At 50.8% G+C, this 17,362-nt stretch carries 14 protein-coding genes and 2 pseudogenes; 15 read left to right on the top strand and 1 reads right to left on the bottom strand.

Features of this window, described 5'->3' with window-relative positions:
- The first annotated feature begins 49 nt into the window (after positions 1-49).
- The 7 genes from ACPV3A_RS19565 to ACPV3A_RS19535 all read left to right on the top strand — a co-directional run bounded on the left by ACPV3A_RS19565 (position 50) and on the right by ACPV3A_RS19535 (position 8,000).
- On the top strand, positions 50-1,102 hold the full coding sequence (locus ACPV3A_RS19565) for a galactose ABC transporter substrate-binding protein (RefSeq protein WP_426200645.1): 1,053 nt from the start codon (positions 50-52) through the stop codon (positions 1,100-1,102).
- A gap of 116 nt (positions 1,103-1,218) precedes the next feature.
- Positions 1,219-2,751 (top strand): sugar ABC transporter ATP-binding protein, encoded by a 1,533-nt coding sequence (locus ACPV3A_RS19560; protein ID WP_426200890.1) that lies wholly within the window; start codon positions 1,219-1,221, stop codon positions 2,749-2,751.
- Complete coding sequence (gene mglC, locus ACPV3A_RS19555; RefSeq protein WP_426200643.1) at positions 2,729-3,748, top strand: galactose/methyl galactoside ABC transporter permease MglC; 1,020 nt, start codon at positions 2,729-2,731, stop codon at positions 3,746-3,748. The genes ACPV3A_RS19560 and mglC overlap by 23 nt, the downstream gene beginning before the upstream one ends.
- A 408-nt stretch (positions 3,749-4,156) precedes the next feature.
- Positions 4,157-5,227, top strand: coding sequence for a Gfo/Idh/MocA family protein (locus ACPV3A_RS19550; protein WP_426200642.1), 1,071 nt, complete (start codon positions 4,157-4,159; stop codon positions 5,225-5,227).
- 3 nt (positions 5,228-5,230) lie between these two features.
- Positions 5,231-6,070 carry a sugar phosphate isomerase/epimerase family protein gene (locus ACPV3A_RS19545; protein WP_426200641.1) on the top strand — a complete coding sequence of 280 codons (840 nt, stop codon included), beginning with the start codon at positions 5,231-5,233 and terminating at the stop codon, positions 6,068-6,070.
- Between the two features lie 158 nt (positions 6,071-6,228).
- Positions 6,229-6,921, top strand: a complete 693-nt coding sequence (locus ACPV3A_RS19540; protein ID WP_426200640.1) for a response regulator transcription factor — start codon at positions 6,229-6,231, stop codon at positions 6,919-6,921.
- Positions 6,918-8,000: a sensor histidine kinase gene (locus ACPV3A_RS19535; RefSeq protein ID WP_426200639.1), complete on the top strand. Its 1,083-nt coding sequence runs from the start codon at positions 6,918-6,920 to the stop codon at positions 7,998-8,000. The genes ACPV3A_RS19540 and ACPV3A_RS19535 overlap by 4 nt, the downstream gene beginning before the upstream one ends.
- Positions 8,001-8,024: 24 nt before the next feature.
- Here the strand turns inward: ACPV3A_RS19535 and ACPV3A_RS19530 are convergent, their stop codons facing one another.
- Positions 8,025-9,218: a glycoside hydrolase family 88 protein gene (locus tag ACPV3A_RS19530; RefSeq protein ID WP_426200638.1), complete on the bottom strand. Its 1,194-nt coding sequence runs from the start codon at positions 9,216-9,218 to the stop codon at positions 8,025-8,027.
- A gap of 261 nt (positions 9,219-9,479) precedes the next feature.
- Between ACPV3A_RS19530 and ACPV3A_RS19525 the strand changes: the two genes are divergently transcribed.
- The 8 genes and pseudogenes from ACPV3A_RS19525 to ACPV3A_RS19490 form a co-directional block, all read left to right on the top strand.
- A complete protein-coding gene (locus ACPV3A_RS19525; RefSeq protein ID WP_216532209.1) occupies positions 9,480-9,662 on the top strand; it encodes a tautomerase family protein in 183 nt (60 codons plus the stop codon).
- A gap of 6 nt (positions 9,663-9,668) precedes the next feature.
- Complete coding sequence (locus tag ACPV3A_RS19520) at positions 9,669-10,634, top strand: ABC transporter permease (protein WP_426200637.1); 966 nt, start codon at positions 9,669-9,671, stop codon at positions 10,632-10,634.
- A gap of 18 nt (positions 10,635-10,652) precedes the next feature.
- Positions 10,653-11,525, top strand: coding sequence for a carbohydrate ABC transporter permease (locus tag ACPV3A_RS19515; RefSeq protein ID WP_426200636.1), 873 nt, complete (start codon positions 10,653-10,655; stop codon positions 11,523-11,525).
- 125 nt (positions 11,526-11,650) lie between these two features.
- A pseudogene (locus ACPV3A_RS19510) lies at positions 11,651-13,173 on the top strand (extracellular solute-binding protein).
- Positions 13,174-13,283: 110 nt separating this feature from the next.
- Positions 13,284-14,333 carry a response regulator gene (locus ACPV3A_RS19505; protein ID WP_426200635.1) on the top strand — a complete coding sequence of 350 codons (1,050 nt, stop codon included), beginning with the start codon at positions 13,284-13,286 and terminating at the stop codon, positions 14,331-14,333.
- Complete coding sequence (locus ACPV3A_RS19500) at positions 14,330-16,201, top strand: cache domain-containing sensor histidine kinase (RefSeq protein ID WP_426200634.1); 1,872 nt, start codon at positions 14,330-14,332, stop codon at positions 16,199-16,201. Before ACPV3A_RS19505 ends, ACPV3A_RS19500 begins: the two co-directional genes overlap by 4 nt.
- Before the next feature lie 15 nt (positions 16,202-16,216).
- Positions 16,217-16,984, top strand: coding sequence for an SDR family NAD(P)-dependent oxidoreductase (locus ACPV3A_RS19495; RefSeq protein WP_426200633.1), 768 nt, complete (start codon positions 16,217-16,219; stop codon positions 16,982-16,984).
- 8 nt (positions 16,985-16,992) lie between these two features.
- Positions 16,993-17,362, top strand: a pseudogene (locus ACPV3A_RS19490) (heparinase II/III domain-containing protein); the annotation flags it as partial.

Raw genomic sequence — 17,362 nt, 5'->3', positions numbered from 1 at the left:
CGCCGTATCCGTCACTGAAAATTCGAATGAAACAGGGAGGTCAACCCAGGTGAAGAAAAAATGGCTGTTAATCCTTATAGCCGGCATGATGCTGACCACGGCGGCATGCAATAACGGCGGGAGCAGTTCAACCGGCAGCGAAAGCAAGCAAGATGAGGCGGCAGGCGGCAGCACACCTCAAGTCGGGGTGGCAATTTACAAGTTCGACGACACGTTCATGACAGGCGTTCGGAACGCGATGTCCGATGCAGCGAATGGCGTAGCCAAACTGGATATCGTGGATAGCCAAAATGCGCAGCCAACCCAAAATGAGAAAATCGATCTGTTTATTTCGAAGAAATACAGCTCCATGATCATCAACCCGGTGGATCGGACGGCCGCCGGCGTCATTATCGATAAGGCAAAAATTGCGAATACGCCAGTGGTATTCTTGAACCGGGAGCCGATCGCGGAAGACATGAACAAGTGGGATAAGGTGTATTACGTAGGGGCAAAAGCGGAGGAATCCGGAACGATTTCGGGTCAGCTTATCGTCGATTATTGGAAGGCCAATCCCAAGGCGGACAAGAACGGGGATGGCAAGCTGCAGTATGTATTGCTGCAGGGTGAGCCGGGGCATCAGGATGCCGAGCTGAGGACCAAATTCTCCGTTCAGGCGATTCAAGATGCCGGGATCGAAGTCGAAGCGCTTGCGGTGGATACCGCCATGTGGGACCGCGTGAAGGGACAGGAAAAGATGCAAGCCTTCCTTGCATCCCATGGCGACAAGATTGAAGCGGTTCTGGCCAACAATGACGATATGGCGCTCGGTGCTATTGAAGCATTGAAAGCGGCGGGTTACTTCAGCGGCGACAAGTATATGCCGGTCGTGGGCGTAGATGCGACAGCTCCGGCCATTCAGGCGCTGGAAGACGGCACGCTTCTCGGCACCGTGCTTAATGACGCCAAGAGCCAGGGTAAAGCTTCCGTTGCGATTGCCGCAGCGCTATCCAAAGGAGAAACGCCGAACAAGGACAACACCGGATTTGATATTACCGACGGCAAATACGTATGGATCGCTTACAAAAAAATAACGAAGGACAATATCGCCGACGCGAAATAATAGCAGGGTTATGGGAAGGGGCAGCAGCTATTCGTAGCGTTGTCCCTTTATATTGGGCTCTTTTCACCCGGCCTGCGAAGGAGGTATTCAAGGTGGCGGAATCGTATGTGCTGGAGATGCGGAATATATCGAAGGCGTTTCCAGGCGTTCAGGCATTAAGCGACGTAACGTTCAAGGTGAGACCCGGAACCGTGCATGCGCTCATGGGGGAGAACGGGGCAGGTAAATCAACGCTGATGAAATGTTTATTCGGCATCTACAAGCCTGATGAAGGCGACATTTATTTAAACGGCAGCAAGGTAACCATCAACAGCTCCAGGGACGCATTGAATCACGGAATATCCATGATTCATCAGGAGCTTCATCCCGTGCCGCACCGCAACGTGATGGAGAATATATGGCTGGGAAGATTTCCGATGACGGGTTTCTGGCCTTTGAAATTCGTGAACGAGAAACAGATGGCAGAAGATACGCTCCGCCTGTTCCGCGAGCTCGATATCGATATTGATCCCAGGGCAAGAACAGGAGCGCTGTCTGTATCCAAGATCCAATCGCTTGAGATTGCCAAAGCGGTATCTCATCACTCCAAGGTGATTGTAATGGACGAACCGACCTCATCGCTCACCGGGAATGAGGTGGAGCATCTGTTCGGCATCATGAACAGGCTGCGTTCGCAAGGGGTGTCGATCGTCTACATCTCGCACAAAATGGAAGAAATCCTGCGCATATCCGATGACGTGACGATCATGCGCGATGGTAAATATGTGGGGACTTGGCAAGCCGGCGAACTGACAACCGATTTGATTATCACCCGCATGGTGGGACGGGATTTGACGGAGCGCTATCCGGAACGGGCGAACGTTCCCGGCGAAACCCGGATGCAGGTCCACCAATTAAGCTCCACGAATCCGAAATCATTTCAGAATGTATCCTTCGAGCTAAGGCGGGGGGAGATATTGGGCATCGGCGGCCTTGTCGGCGCACAGCGAACGGAATTGGTTGAAGCCATATTCGGACTTCGTCCGGTGGCTTCCGGAACTATATCGATCAACGGGAAGCCGGTAAAGATCAAATCACCATCGGACGCCAAGAAAAATAACATGGCGCTGCTGACGGAAGAGCGCAGAGTTACCGGCATATTCCCGGTGCTCTCGGTCTATGAGAATACCGTCATTGCCAATCTTCGCAGGTATCAGAAATGGGCGTTTCTGTTAAATGAACGCAGAGGAATCCAGGATGCGCGAATGAACGTGGAGCAGCTTAGAACTAAAACACCCTCGGTCCATACCCAGATACGGAATCTGTCGGGCGGGAACCAGCAGAAGGTGCTGCTGGCAAGATGGCTTCTGACCGAGCCTGAGATCCTTCTGCTGGATGAGCCGACCCGTGGCATTGATGTCGGCGCGAAGTTCGAGATTTATTCCATCATTACGCAGCTAGCCAAGCAAGGAAAGAGCATTATTATGATTTCCTCCGAAATGCCAGAACTGCTCGGAATGTCCGACCGAATCATTGTGATGAGTGAAGGGCGGTTGACGGGAATTCTGGCAGGGCAGGAAGCAAGCGAAGAGGAAATCATGCGGCTTGCCGCACAGCAGCGGTCAGCCGATTCGGGAGGGGAAGTCGATGAATACGCAAACCATCGGTAAGGTTAAAGATTATTTGGCGCAGCGCGCCATATTCGTAGTATTAATATTGCTTGTTATCGGGATTGCCGTCGCAGATCCCAACTTTCTGGCCTTCTCCACGCTCCGGGATATTTTGCAGCAATCCTCCACCCGATTAATTATCGCGCTCGGCGCGGCGTTCATTCTGATCACCGGCGGGGTTGACCTCTCCGCAGGACGCGTTGTCGGATTAACGGCGGTCGTATCGGCTTCCATGCTGCAAACGGATGTATACGCAAATCGCTTCTTCCCGGACCTGCCTCAAGTATCGGTTGTATTGCCGATCCTTATCGGTATTGCAGCGGGACTTATCGTTGGGTTCATCAATGGTTTCATCGTAGCTAAACTGCATGTGCCGCCGTTCATAGCGACACTAGGTACGATGGTCGGCATATATGGCGTCAACTCCATCTATTTTGATATGGAGCCGAACCAATCCCAGCCGATTGGCGGCTTAAGACCGGACTTTACCGTGTGGGGCAGCGGCTACATCGACTTCGGGGGTGGATATTCTCTCCCTTTCATCGTCATTATCGCCGTCTTCGTTGCACTTATCTGCTGGGTCATATTCAACAAGACCCGTCTCGGCAAAAATATGTATGCGATCGGCGGCAACGTGCAAGCGGCGCATGTATCGGGGATCAATGTAGCCCGTAATCTGATAGCGATCTACGCTATTTCCGGTGCGTTGTACGGCATCGCCGGCGTACTGGAGGCTGCGAGAACCGGGGGCGCGACGAATAACTACGGCAATATGTATGAACTGGATGCGATTGCCGCATGCGTGGTTGGAGGGGTATCCACTGCAGGAGGCATCGGCACGGTGCCGGGCGTGATGGCTGGGGTTCTTATCTTCGGCGTCATCAATTACGGATTAACCTTTATCGGTGTCAGCCCATACTGGCAATTGATCATTAAAGGGCTTATTATCGTAGCAGCGGTCGCATTTGATATTCGCAAATACATGGCCAAAAAATAATAGCAAAAAAAGCCGCTGGAATATATCCTGCGGCTTTTGTAAAGATATCAGGAAGTATAAACTTCGAGGCTTGGGCCTTCCTGATATCGCAAGAAAAACATCCTCTAACCGCGATCTGTCGTCTGAGAAAGTACGTCGATAGACGTTTTTCTTTAGATATCAGAAAGTATAAACTTCGAGGCTTGGGCCTTCCTGATATCGCAAGAAAAACTTCCTCTAACCGCGGTCTGTCTTCCGAGAAAGTACGTCGATAGACGTTTTTCTTTAGATATCAGAAAGTATAAACTTCGAAGCACGGGCCTTCCTGATATCGCAAGAAAAACATCCTATAACCGCGGTCTGTCTTCTGAGAAAGTACGTCGATAGACGTTATTCTTATAATCATCCATTACAGGAGGTGCTGATTTGATGATGGATAAGATGGAATTAAATATCGGGGTTCTTGGCTGTGGCCCCATATCGCAGAATGGACATTTCGAGGCTTGCCGGAGAGCGCGCAATGCCAAGCTATATGCGATATGTGATGTCGCGGAGGATTTGCTGAGCCGCATGGCCGAAATCCACCAGCCAGCCAAGATCTACAGCGATTATGATAAAATGCTCGCCGATCCCGATGTGGAGGCTGTTATCATTGGCATCGCGGATCAATTTCATGTGGAAGCTGCCCTTAAAGCCATTGCAGCAGGCAAGCATGTCCTAGTGGAAAAGCCTCTGGGCGTCAGCGTCGAAGAGTGTGAGGAATTGCAGCAGAAGGCCGGGGCTACCGGATGTATCGTCCAAATCGGAAATATGAAGCGCTTTGATCCCGGCATCGCGTATGCCAAGCAGTTTATTGATCAAGAAATGGGTGAGATGCTGGCGCTGAAAGCATGGTACTGCGACTCAACCTACCGATATACGGTCACCGACAACGTGCAGCCGATGGTGCAGCTTAGTCCGAATGCTTTAAGGCCAGAAGGTAATCCGAAGCTGGATAAGCTGCGTTACTTCATGCTGACGCATGGCAGTCATCTGGTGGATACGGCTCGTTTTTTAGGCGGTGAAATGGAAAGCGTTACGGCGTGGAACACGCAGAAGTTCGGAGCGTACAACTGGTTTGTCACGGTGCAGTATGCCTCGGGCGCTGTAGGACATCTGGATCTTACGGTTGCCGTGCGGATGGACTGGCATGAGGGCTTTCAGATCTACGGCGAACACGGAAGCGTTATTGGCAAGACCTATAATCCTTGGCTTTTTAAGTCCAGCGACGTAGAAGTCTTCTCGGCACGGGATGGTTGTTATCATCGACCGCTCGGGGAAGATGCCCATTTCTTCAAGCTGCAGGTTGAAGGCTTTGCGGATACGGTTTTGAATCAGGTTGCCATGAGAGGGGCCAATCTGGAGGATGGAGTGGCTGCTATGCGTGCCATGGCGGCGATTGCACGATCGGTGGAAAGCGGGGATACGGTGAGGCTGGCTGACGTAACGGGAGGTGTATGAAGCATGAGACTTGGCATTTTCTCCAAGACGTTTGAGAGGCCGACACTGGAGGGGAATTTGGACGCAGTGAAAGCAACCGGGCTGAGTGTCATTCAATTCAATCTTTCCTGCGCGGGTCTCCCATCACTGCCGCACGAGATCGATCTGGAAACCGCGGTGTATATAAGAGAAGAATGTGAGAAACGGCATCTACATATAGCCGCAGTATCCGGAACCTTCAATATGATTCACCCGGACCGTCAGAGATTGCGGGATGATATCCGACGATTTCGCCACTTGGCAGCCATGTGCCATTCGATGGGAACGTCGGTCATTACCCTGTGTACCGGCACAAGGGATAAGGACAATATGTGGAGGGCACATCCGGACAACAATTCACCGGAAGCATGGGATGACCTGCTTACGACCATGCGTGAATTAGTGAATATCGCAGTCGAGTACGAGCTGGAGCTGGCTGTCGAACCTGAGCCCGCCAATGTGATCAGCGATGCGGTCAAAGCCAGAAGGCTGCTGGATACGATGGATTCCCCCCGGTTAAAGATAGTTATGGACGCAGCGAATTTGTTCCACCCGAACGAAGGGATGCCTTTAACAGAGGTAATTGAACAAGCGCTGTTGCTGCTCAGTGAACATGTCATTATAGCCCATGCCAAAGATTATTCGACTATTGAAGGATTACAGTATAGGGCAGCCGGAACCGGTGAACTGGACTACGAAGCATACATGAAGCTCCTGCACGCTTCCCATTTCAGTGGACCGCTGATTCTTCATGGCTTGCATGAACGTGAAGTGCCGCAAAGCATCTCTTATTTGAAGTCCCAAATCGAAGCGGCCAAGTTATGACGAGCTTCAGAGCTATAGACAACAGCTGCACCTATGAATGTCATGGGCTAGGGGCTTCTTGGTTCATCCTCATCGAATCTTCATAAGTTTCAGTTACAATAGGGTCTTATGTTAAAGTTGACTTGTACGGATGAAGGATACCATAAGGAGAAACCGGAATGAAGACCATATTAATCGTGGATGATGAACCGAATATTCGAGAAGTTCTTGTATCCTACCTGAACAAAGAACATTATCTGACGCTGGAAGCGGCCAACGGTGCCGAAGCGTTCGATTTCCTGCGAGAGCAATCCGTGGATCTTGTCATATTGGACCTCATGCTCCCGGATATGGATGGCGAGCGGATATGCCAGGAGATTCGAACGTTCAGCCCGGTACCCATTATCATGTTAACGGCAAAGGTGGCCCAGAGCAGCCGGATTGGCGGGTTTGCCATCGGAGCCGATGATTATATCGTGAAGCCGTTCGACCCTCGGGAAGTTGTAGCAAGAGTCAAGGCCGTTCTGAGACGAGGAGATGACAGTAAGCTCTTGGCGGACGTAATTGTGTATCACCAAGGCGCGCTGGCCATTCATTCGATGAAACACGAAGTTACCTGCCATGGACAGGTTGTAAACTTGACGCCAAGCGAATACAAATTGCTGCTTCTGTTGGCCAAGTACCCCCAGCGCAATTTCTCGCGCGAAGAACTGGTTGATCGCGTGTTAGGCTATGACTTTATCGGCGACATCCGAATTATTGATCAGCATATCAAGAATCTGAGGCAAAAGATTGAATCCGACCCTAGGCAGCCTCAATATATCATCACCGTTTACGGATTCGGATACCGCTTTGGAGGTGATAGGGTTTGAAGCATCGGCTGGACCTGAGGCTTGCCGCTATCATCATCAGTATCACGGCAGGGATATTGATCATGTTTACCGTGATCAATATTGTGACCAACCATTATCATATCGCCATGTTCCAGCAGCAATCATCCGTGCATGATGGAATGGCTGAGCTGAATTATCATTTGGAGCAAGCGCAGATGCAATCCATCATATTGACATGTCTCCTATCGATTGCCATTGCTTCCGTGAGCGGCATATACATTGCGAAGAGAATATCGGCTCCCCTCGTCCAGATGAAACGAGCGGCTGAGATGATGACGCGGGGGAATTGGGACATCCGTGTGACAACCAAAGGGTACGATGAAATCGCGGGACTTGGTTCTTCGCTGAACGAGCTGGCTGTACAGTTACAGAAGCAGGAGCTGCTGCGCAGGAATATGACCCAAGATATCGCACATGAATTGCGAACGCCGTTAACCACATTAAAGAGTCACACCCGTGCACTTGAGGATGGGATCTGGGAGCCGACCGCAGATCGGTTTCAAACGTGCCTTGAAGAGATTGATCGATTGATTCAGCTTGTAACGGAGCTCGAAGATCTGCATGACATGGAATCACCCGAGTTTCAGCTATCCCGATCCAAGCAGGATCTTGGCTATATTATGGAGAGGGCCATCACCTTGGCGACTGCAATGTATTATGAAAAAAAGGTGGACCTGCAATATGTCGGCGGTTCGCCGATTCTAGCCAAGGTGGATGCCGACCGAATGCTCCAGGTTCTGATCAACATGTTAAGCAATGCCTTGCACTACACGCCAGCTGGAGGAACGGTACAAGCCGAGCTCGTGGACGAAGGGGCACATGCCCTGATTCGAATACAGGATTCAGGTCAGGGGATCTCTTCCTCCGATCTGCCGTATATTTTCGAAAGGCTGTATCGGGGCGATAAATCAAGGAATCGGTCAAGTGGCGGGAGCGGTATGGGGCTTGCTATCGTCAAGCAGCTGGTAACTGCACATGGCGGTCAGGTATGGGCTGAGAGCGGAGGGAAGCATGCGGGTGGCAGCTGCTTCTATATCCGGATACCTAAAGAAGAGTAGATGGATGACACGCAAAAAACCGGATCAGAAGATCCGGTTTTTCCATCCCATTAACTTGGCAGCGGACTCAACATAATAGTAATCTCCATAGATCAGCGAAACGTTTATATTTTGTCCGGCAGGCAGATGTCCCGTGGCTTCCTTCAGTATGCCTTCATAAGCGGGGTCATCCCATTCGGCGTAATGGGCCGTTAAGGAGTTGATGATACGCAAGGCACTTTCACGGTACAGAGTTCTTTCGGTTATAGGCACCAGGTCCGCGAGTTCAAGTAGACCGGAAGCGGCGCAGGATGCTGCAGACGTATCCCGGGGCTCGGTAGTCTTTGGGGATGCTTCCGTCTCTTCATGAGCGGATGGTTCCATCTCCTTGCGCTCCGCACGGAAATCCCAGCGGGGTATGGAATCCTCCTCAAGAGAAGCTATGAAGAAATGGGCAACCCGCTTGGCGGCTTCAAGGTACTGAATATCGCGGGTATAGCGATAGGTGTTAGCCATGCCATGCAATGCCCAGGCCGCTCCCCGGCTCCAAGCAGATTCCGGACCATAGCCTTGTCCTCCCAACGCTTCGATAAATTCTCCCGTTAACGGATCAAATCGGCAGATGTGCCGAACGGAGCCGTCCGGTCTTATGAAAAACTCGGCAACCGTATTCGCTTGGGCTCTGGCGATATGAGCGAATCTCGGGTCACCACTCTCCTCGGAAGCCCAGAATAGGAGGGAGAGGTTCATGGTGGAGTCGATAATGGACCAGCCTTCATTCCCATGGTTCCATGAAGCGGGTTTCACCTGATTCCAAGCACGTATGAATCTCCCGACCGGGTTATACCTCCCTGCCAGCAGGGTAGCGGCCAACAATCCTCTCCGCCTGGCATCCGCATCGCCGGTCAGCTTATATTTGATGACGGCAGTAGGCAGAAATTGAAAGCCGACATCGTGATGGAAATTACTGTCCCCGATAAGCGCTTGTTCAAGCTGAATATCCCATTCCCAAGCCCACTCCTTATACTGCGGCTGTTTGGTCATCTCATACATGATCCAGAGCATTCCCGGCCAAAAACCGGAGGTCCACCAGTCGATCCGGGTGGAATCATAGATTCCGTTCTTTGTTGCATGAGGAACTTTGCCTTGAAGCTGCCCGGTCATTCGCGACAGTTTCTTTTCCAATTTCCCCCATAATAACGAATAGGGCGATATCGTTTCCTGTTGTTGTTCGTTCATCGCTAACCTCCCAAGACTGATGTCATCGTGTGGCTCATTGTCGCAACTGCTTTGATCCATTGTTCCATAGATTGCTGGGAAATTCTACATATACAGCTTAAGAACTATTGAAATAACAAGCCGATCTTAAAAAAACACAAGCGCCTCGAAGCACCTAAAAAAAACACAAGGGAACCGATCATGTTCCATTGCTGCCCGGCCCGCGAAACTTATAGGATAAGGATATTCATCACATCATCATTCCTAAGGAGGCGAAAGCCGTTGCCGCAAATTACGATTACAATGTATGAAGGACGCACGGATCAGCAGAAAGACGAAATCGTTGATGTTTTCACTAGGGAGTTGTCCCGGATCATTGATCGTGAGCCTGAATTTATCAGCATTCAGTTTGACGAAATTCCGATTGATGACAACGCACCGGCCAATTTGAGAAACAAGAGGTGATGACAGATGGCCGAGCCAAGCAAAGCAGCAGCAGTTAGCCCAAAGCTGGAGGGAAAGATCGATAATCGCAGAAGACTACTCGGATTCATGTGGAAATACAGAGCGCTGTACTTCATATCGCTGCCGGGACTGCTGTTCTTCGGATTATTCAAGTATGTTCCGTTAATGGGCTCTGTGATCGCATTTCAGAACTATAATCTGTTTGCAGGCGTGACGGGAAGTCCCTGGGTGGGCCTTGAGCACTTTCAACGAATGTTCCAGCACTATGATTTTTTGAAAATTCTGCGGAATACGCTTCTGCTGGGTACATATGACATTCTGTTTGCTTTTACTGCCCCCATCGTTTTGGCTTTATTACTCAATGAGGTGCGCCAGGTCGTTTACAAGAAAATTGTACAGACGATATTCTATGCGCCGCATTTTCTGTCATGGGTTATTGTAAGCGGTATCTTTGTGGGGATCCTGTCTCCATCGTCAGGGATCGTGAACGTTATGCTCGGCTGGTTCGGCATCGAGCCGATCTATTTCCTTGGCGAAGATTCCTACATTCGAACGGTATTGGTGGGCTCCGGATTATGGAGAGATGTCGGATGGGGGACCATCATTTATCTGGCGGCACTCGCAGGCATTAATCCTGACCTCTACGAAGCCTCCGAAATCGATGGAGCGGGGAGATGGCGCCAGACGCTCAGCATTACCCTGCCGGCGCTGCTTCCCGTGATAACGATCCTGTTCCTGCTCAAGATCGGGGACTTCATGGATTATGGGTTTGAACGCGTATTCGTATTTCAGAACCCACTCAACATTCAGTCCAGCGAAATCTTGGACACGTACATTTACAAAGCCGGTTTGCAGCAGCTCCAGTACAGCTATGCAACCGCTATCGGGGTGTTCAAATCCGTTGTCGGCTTGTTCCTGATTTCCATTGCAAACACCATCAGCAAGAAAGCGACCGGCGAGTCGCTGTATTAGAGGGGAGTGACAACCAACGTGAAATATGACAGTGCAGGCAGAAAACTGTTTCTTGTAGTGAACTATATCATCCTTACCTTTCTTGCACTCACCATGCTGCTCCCTTTTCTCAATGTCATTGCTCAGTCGTTTAGTAGTCCGGGTGCTATTGATCGCGGAGAAGTGATGTTCTGGCCGGTGGAGTTTACCTTTGCCTACTACCAGCATGTATTCAACGATATCTCCATCTGGAGAGCATTCGGGATCAGCGTCTATATTACGCTATTCGGAACCTTCATCAATCTGGCAGCAACCGCATCGCTCGCATATCCGCTCTCCAGGCCTGAATACGTGGGCAGAAAAACGATCATGATTATCATCCTGATGACCATGATTTTCACGGCACCGCTGATCCCGCAATTCATTCTGATGCGCGAGCTGAATCTCGTCAACACGCTATGGTCTTTGATGCTGCCATCGGCGATCAGCGCATTCAATCTGTTTGTGCTTCGAACCTTCTTCACCCAAATTCCGAGCGAATTGATCGATTCGTCCCGAATTGACGGGTGCAGCGAGGTCCGTACGCTATGGAGCATCGTGCTTCCGTTATCCAAACCGGCGCTGGCGACAGTAGGGATATTCTACTCCGTAACCAATTGGAACAAATACATGGACGCCCTCTACTATATCAATGATCGCGCCAAGTATCCGCTGCAGGTCAAATTAAGGGAGCTTCTGGTGAATGAGGGCCTGACCGATACGGGGAACCTTGCATTTGAGGCAAGTTCCCAGTCCGTACAAGGCATACAAATGGCGGTTATTCTGGTAGCCACAGTGCCCATCATTCTCTTGTATCCGTTTCTGCAGCGCTTATTCATTCATGGGATGATGATTGGATCGATCAAAGAGTAATCCTAAAAAAACGACAAACCGAGCCAAAGACATTCCTTGTTCCCGCCCAGACGGCTCTCTATACTGATATTAAGTTTGAAAGCGCTATTATGAGCGACTATATTAGCTTGAAAAGAGGGGTATTCATGAGAAAAAGTTGGACACGTATGCTTACGTCAGGTCTCGTACTGGCCCTGCTCGTTGGCTGTTCGGGCAATAATGGCGGAGGCGGGGGAGCCAATGCCGGCGGAGGTGACAGCAACGGGCAAGGCGGTAGTGAAGCAGGGCCAACGAAATTCTCCATTTCGATGCGGACGCTTAACGTATCCTACGTCGAGAAGAATCCGGATATCAACAAGGATAAGTACGTGCTGGAGCTAGAGAAAATGACGAACACGGATCTGGATATCCGCCTGATTCCGCATAACGAATATCAGGATAAAATGGTGCAAATGTTTGCGACAAACGACATTCCGGATGTGGTGCAGGGTACTGGCGGAATCAGCGGTCCCGAGCTGGCGGGTGCCGTGGAGAACGGAGTCTTTCTCCCGCTGAACGACCTCCTGCAGGAGCATGGGCAGGACCTGCTCAAGTTTATACCCGAGGAAGCCTGGAAGCGGATGACGGATTCCAAGACGGGTAATATCTACGGGATTCCCGAGATCTTGTCCAATCCGTCCAGACGAGCCACATGGATTCGGACCGACCTGCTGGAGAAAGTAGGCAAGGAGATCCCGACAACGGTGGAAGAGACGATGGATGTGCTGCGCGCCTTCAAAGAAGCCGGGGTGGAGCAACCTTATGCCGGACGCCAGAATTTCAAATACGCGGATACCTTCTTCGGTGCCTATGACGTGCTGGGTTACCTGAACCAATTCAAGGTGTTCCCGGACGGCAAAGTAAAGCCAACCTTCTTCGATGAAGAAAATATGAAGCAAGCTATTCAGATCTATAAGACGATGCATGAGGAAGGATTGATCAGCAAGGAATTCGCGACGATTGAAAGCGCGGACTTCAAATCCATCGTCACGAGGAGAATGTCCCGGACGCGACAGTAGCGTTGATTCCTTCGCCGGCAGGGCCTGACGGCAAAGGGGGATATGCTCATTACAATCCGGTCACGCGCTCCTTCTTCATCAATGCGAAGGCAAAGGATAAAGCCGAGGATATCGTGAAGTTCTTCAACTGGATGGTCAGCGAAGATGCGGAATTGTTCTTCAGCTTCGGCATTGAAGGCGAGGATTACCAGGTAACCGACGGCAAGCCGGTCTTCGAGGTTCCGACGGACGCGGCAGGTGCGGATAAGATGCGTTATCTGAACTACTGGCTGTGGCTGGTGCAGGATACAACCTATAACAAACGCGTATCCGAGTTGTCCGATTCCGGCAAAGAGCTGATTGATGCTTTTGATAACATGCTTTCGAACGAGGGTCGCCGCGGCATTGAATTCGATCCGCGACTGGAGGCGATGGTGAAATATCCGGAGCTGAATCCGAAGTCGGATGAACTGCCGCCGCTGATTCTGGAGCATGTGCTCCGCATGGTATACGGCAGGGAGCCTATTGATAACTACGGCAAGGTGCTCGAGGAGTATCTGTCCAAAGGGGGCAACGAGATTATTGAGGAGGCTACGAAACGATATAACGAGAAAGAAAACGCTTTCGAATAGGCAGAGCATGTTTTAGTATAGTGTTGAAGAATGACTCCTCTGCTTGCCTAAGCAGAGGAGTATCTTGCTAAAGCTAGACTACTCTCGCTGTCTTGAAAGGGGAATGGGTAATGTACCGCATTCTGGTCGTTGATGATGAACCTATGATAAGGATGGGCTTGGCGAAACTGATCACGCAGACGGATCCAGCCATGATTCAAGCGGCAACGGCCGGCAACGGCATGGAAGCACTGGAAGCGATCCAGACAACGCGACCGGATTTCATCTTTACGGATATTAAAATGCCCAAGATGGACGGCCTGGAGCTCAGCAAGCAGCTCTATGAAACATACGGCGATATCACGGTCGTTGTCATCTCCGGTTACGGTGATTTCGAATACGCCCAGAAATGCATGTCGTATGGAGTTAAGGAGTATCTGCTCAAGCCTGTGACCAAATCGGTGGTACATAACACCATGAATAAATTGATGGCGGATCGAAAGTCCATGCAAGAGAAGCAGCGGATCTATTTTCCGCTCTCCAAGCTGGAGGATTGGCTGGAGAAGCTGGAACTGGCCGTATGGCATTTACAAATGAACGATATCCAGCACAAGCTGCAAGAAATCGAGGATTACTGCAACGAGCGCAGGCTTGAATCGATTCAGCTTCAGGAACTGCTGGATGAACTGTATGCGAAACTGATCAAGCAGTTAAACGGCCGGGATGTGTATTCGTTCGAGCGTATGACAGGCATCACGGGGTCTGCGCCCGGAGGGAACCATCACTATTTCGAGAGATTTCGTCAAGCCGTGGATCAGACGGTGAAGCTCATACGCGACAAGCGGAAAGGAAATGCCAAAGAGCCTGTAGAAGAAGCGAAGGCTTATATCGAGCGTAACTTGTCCCGTGATCTCTCACTCGATGAGGTTGCCGATATGCTTGGGCTCAACCCGTCATATTTCAGCCAGCTGTTTAAACAGATGACGGATGAGACCTTTGTTCACTACCGAATCAAGAAAAGAATGGAGAAAGCGAAGAAGCTCCTCGCCCTTCCGCATTATAAAATTACGGATATTTCGTTCGAAGTAGGGTACGCGGATCATCCCCATTTTACAAAGACCTTCAAGAAGGTCACCGGTTACACCCCTTCCGAATATCGGGAGCTGTTGGGGATCGAATGATGCGCAAGAGCCTGTCTCGTCAAATCTTCTTGTACTTCTTTATTGTTATTTTGTTCTCGCTCTCAACGGTTGGCGTATTCTTCTATATCAAATCATCCGAAGCGATTGATGAACAGGTTGAGAAGTATATGACCACCGTCATCACGAACGCGGCAAGGCAAACGGATAACCAGCTGCAGATATTCGAGCGGATCAGCAGTACGATTTTGCTGCAGGATTCGGTCAAACGCTTTTTGGATATGGACCCAAGCGACAGCTATGAACATTACCGATTTACCAATCTTATCCGCAAGGATGTCTTTCAGAAGATCTTTATACAATATCCGACGCAGACTCACATGATGTATATACTCGGGTTTCATGGCAGAGCGATTTTTGATCAGAATCAGAGCTTCTCCGCCATGTCGATTGATCCGTCAGGCCGCCTTCGCGAACTCACGGAGAAGACGCCGGAGAACGGGGAGATTGTCATATTGAAGACCAGCTTGCTGGAGAAGGATCGGGACAATGTCATTACGGTAGCGCGCAAAATCCGGGGAATGAACTCGTACGACGTGAAAGGCGTGCTGGCGGTTGAGTTCAATGAAGACCAGCTGTCGAGTTTATGGAACGGCGTTGATCTTGGGGAGCAGGGCTTCTTCTTCATTCTGGATCGCGAAGGCGAAGTTGTCTATGCACCTGAGCACGTGGATATGGAAGAGATTACTTCGACCAACCTGCCGGATCGTATTATCGCCAAAGGCGATCATCGATTCATAGAACCGGTGCTTGGCGACAAAACGATGATCATTACGCGCCAGTCGGAGTATTCGGGCTGGAGCCTCGTCATTATGATGCCGCTGGATGAGCTTCGGGCACCGATTTCGGGTATCCGGTCCACTACGATTATCGTAGGCTTCGTTACACTGATCATTGCGCTCATTCTCGCCTATCGATTCGGCAAATCGATTGTAAATCCGATCCGCAATCTGAAGAACGGCATGAGGCAGACGGAGAAGGGGAACTGGACGCATATCACCGACGTGAAACCGCGGGAGGACGAGATCGGGGGTTTGATCCATAGCTACAATCTTATGGTCAGCCGTTTGTCCGATATGATCGAGCAGGTTTATGACACGGAGCTCCACAATCAGAAAACGCAGCTGGAGCTGCAGGACATCCAGCTGGAGCGCCAGCGGGCAGAGTTCCAGGCGCTCCAATTACAGATCAATCCGCATTTTCTGTACAACACGCTGGAAACGATCAATTGTTATGCGATCGTTCAGGATTCCGACGAGATCTCGGACATGGTGGAGGCGATGGCTTTCATGCTTCGATACTCCATCCAGACGAACCTGGAGGAGATCACCATTGCCAACGAGCTCAATCATGTGCGGCATTACATGATGATATTGAAGCATCGCATCGGGCGCGATTTCGAGATCGAGGTGGCGACGCCGCCCGAGCTCTTATTGGAGAAGATGGTCAGGCTCTCCTTGCAGCCGATTGTCGAGAATATTTTTCAGCATGCTTTTCCGGAAGGGATCGAAGTTTGGCATTACATTCGGATTGACACGAGAATAGAACAGGACAATTTGCTGGTTATTGTAGAGGACAACGGCGCAGGCATAGCGGACCATAAGCTTCTTAAGCTGCGTAAGAGGCTCGAGGAAAACCGTCTGGTGGACGATGAAGACGGAATGCATGTCCGGCGCAAGGGCGGAATCGGTATCGTTAATGTCCATCGGCGAATTCAGATGGTTTACGGCGAAGAGTATGGGATTACAGTTCATAGTTCGCCGGATCAAGGCACAAAAATCATCATGACAATGCCGCGAATGGAAAGAGTGCGTGATCAAGAAAGCAGACTGAAACAGCTGCAAACCTAATCAGGAGGGATTAATATGCATATTAACTTATCGGGTAACATCGCTTTAGTCACAGGTTCGAGTGGAGGGATCGGTCGTGCGGTAGCATTAAGGCTGGCAAGAAGCGGAGCCAAGGTCGCGCTGAACTATCTGAACAGCAAGGAAGCCGCCGAAGAAGCCGTGGCGGAGATTCGAAGTTTTGGCGGCGAGGCGTATGCATTTCGAGCAGACGTTACGCATGTGGAGCAGGCAGAGGCACTTGTAGCTGATGTGGAGAAGGCATTTGGCGGACCGGTTACGATCCTGGTTAATAATGCGGGGCATTTGGTTGAGCGTCTGGCGAATGCGGAAATGACCGAGGAGCTCTACAACAAGGTCATGGATGTGAATATGAAAAGCACGGTATTCATGAGCAAAGCCGTCATTCCGGGCATGAAAGCCGCCGGTCAAGGTCGCATTGTCAATATGACCTCTGTTGCGGCACATAACGGCGGCGGACCCGGCGCAAGCATTTATGCTGCCAGCAAAGCGGCCGTCCTGAGCTATACCAAGGGACTAGCGAAGGAGCTAGCTTCAAGCGGAATTAACGTGAATGCCGTATCGCCGGGCTTTATCGGACAGACGGCCTTTCACGCCACCTTTACCCCGGATGAAGCGCGAAAAGCAACGATCAAGGGCATTCCGCTGGGACGGGAGGGCACCCCTGACGATGTCGCCGGCTCCGTTCAGTTCCTCGTCTCGGAGCTGTCCTCGTATTTAACGGGGGAGACGATCGAAATTAACGGCGGCATGTTCATGCGATGAGGGATTGGATGAAGGTCAAATCGAAGTTGATATTCTATCCGTGGAGCGAACGTACAGTCGATGTCCTGAAGGCCGAGCTTGACCAGGTCATCGAACGGAAGCTGGATGTTCCTGTCGAGCCCGGCGGCTGGTGGCACCAATACGTGTGTCCCGAACATCATACGGAACTGATGTTTGATCCGCTGGAAGCCGATTGCAGCTCGTATCGTTGTCCCTATGGCTGCGAAGTGGAGGGGGAACCGTACAGGGGAGCTTGGCTGGTATTCAAGCATCAGGCTATGGCCCGATACGTTCTGCAATCTGCCGCCGTCTATGCCGGTACGGGAGAGCAGGTCTACGCCGATCTTGGAAAAAAGCTGATCGTCCGCTACGCGGAGC

Origin of the sequence: Paenibacillus sp. Dod16 (genome assembly GCF_049893405.1) — a bacterium.
Classification (GTDB): domain Bacteria; phylum Bacillota; class Bacilli; order Paenibacillales; family Paenibacillaceae; genus Paenibacillus_AQ.
This window is presented reverse-complemented; position numbering and strand designations above follow the sequence as displayed.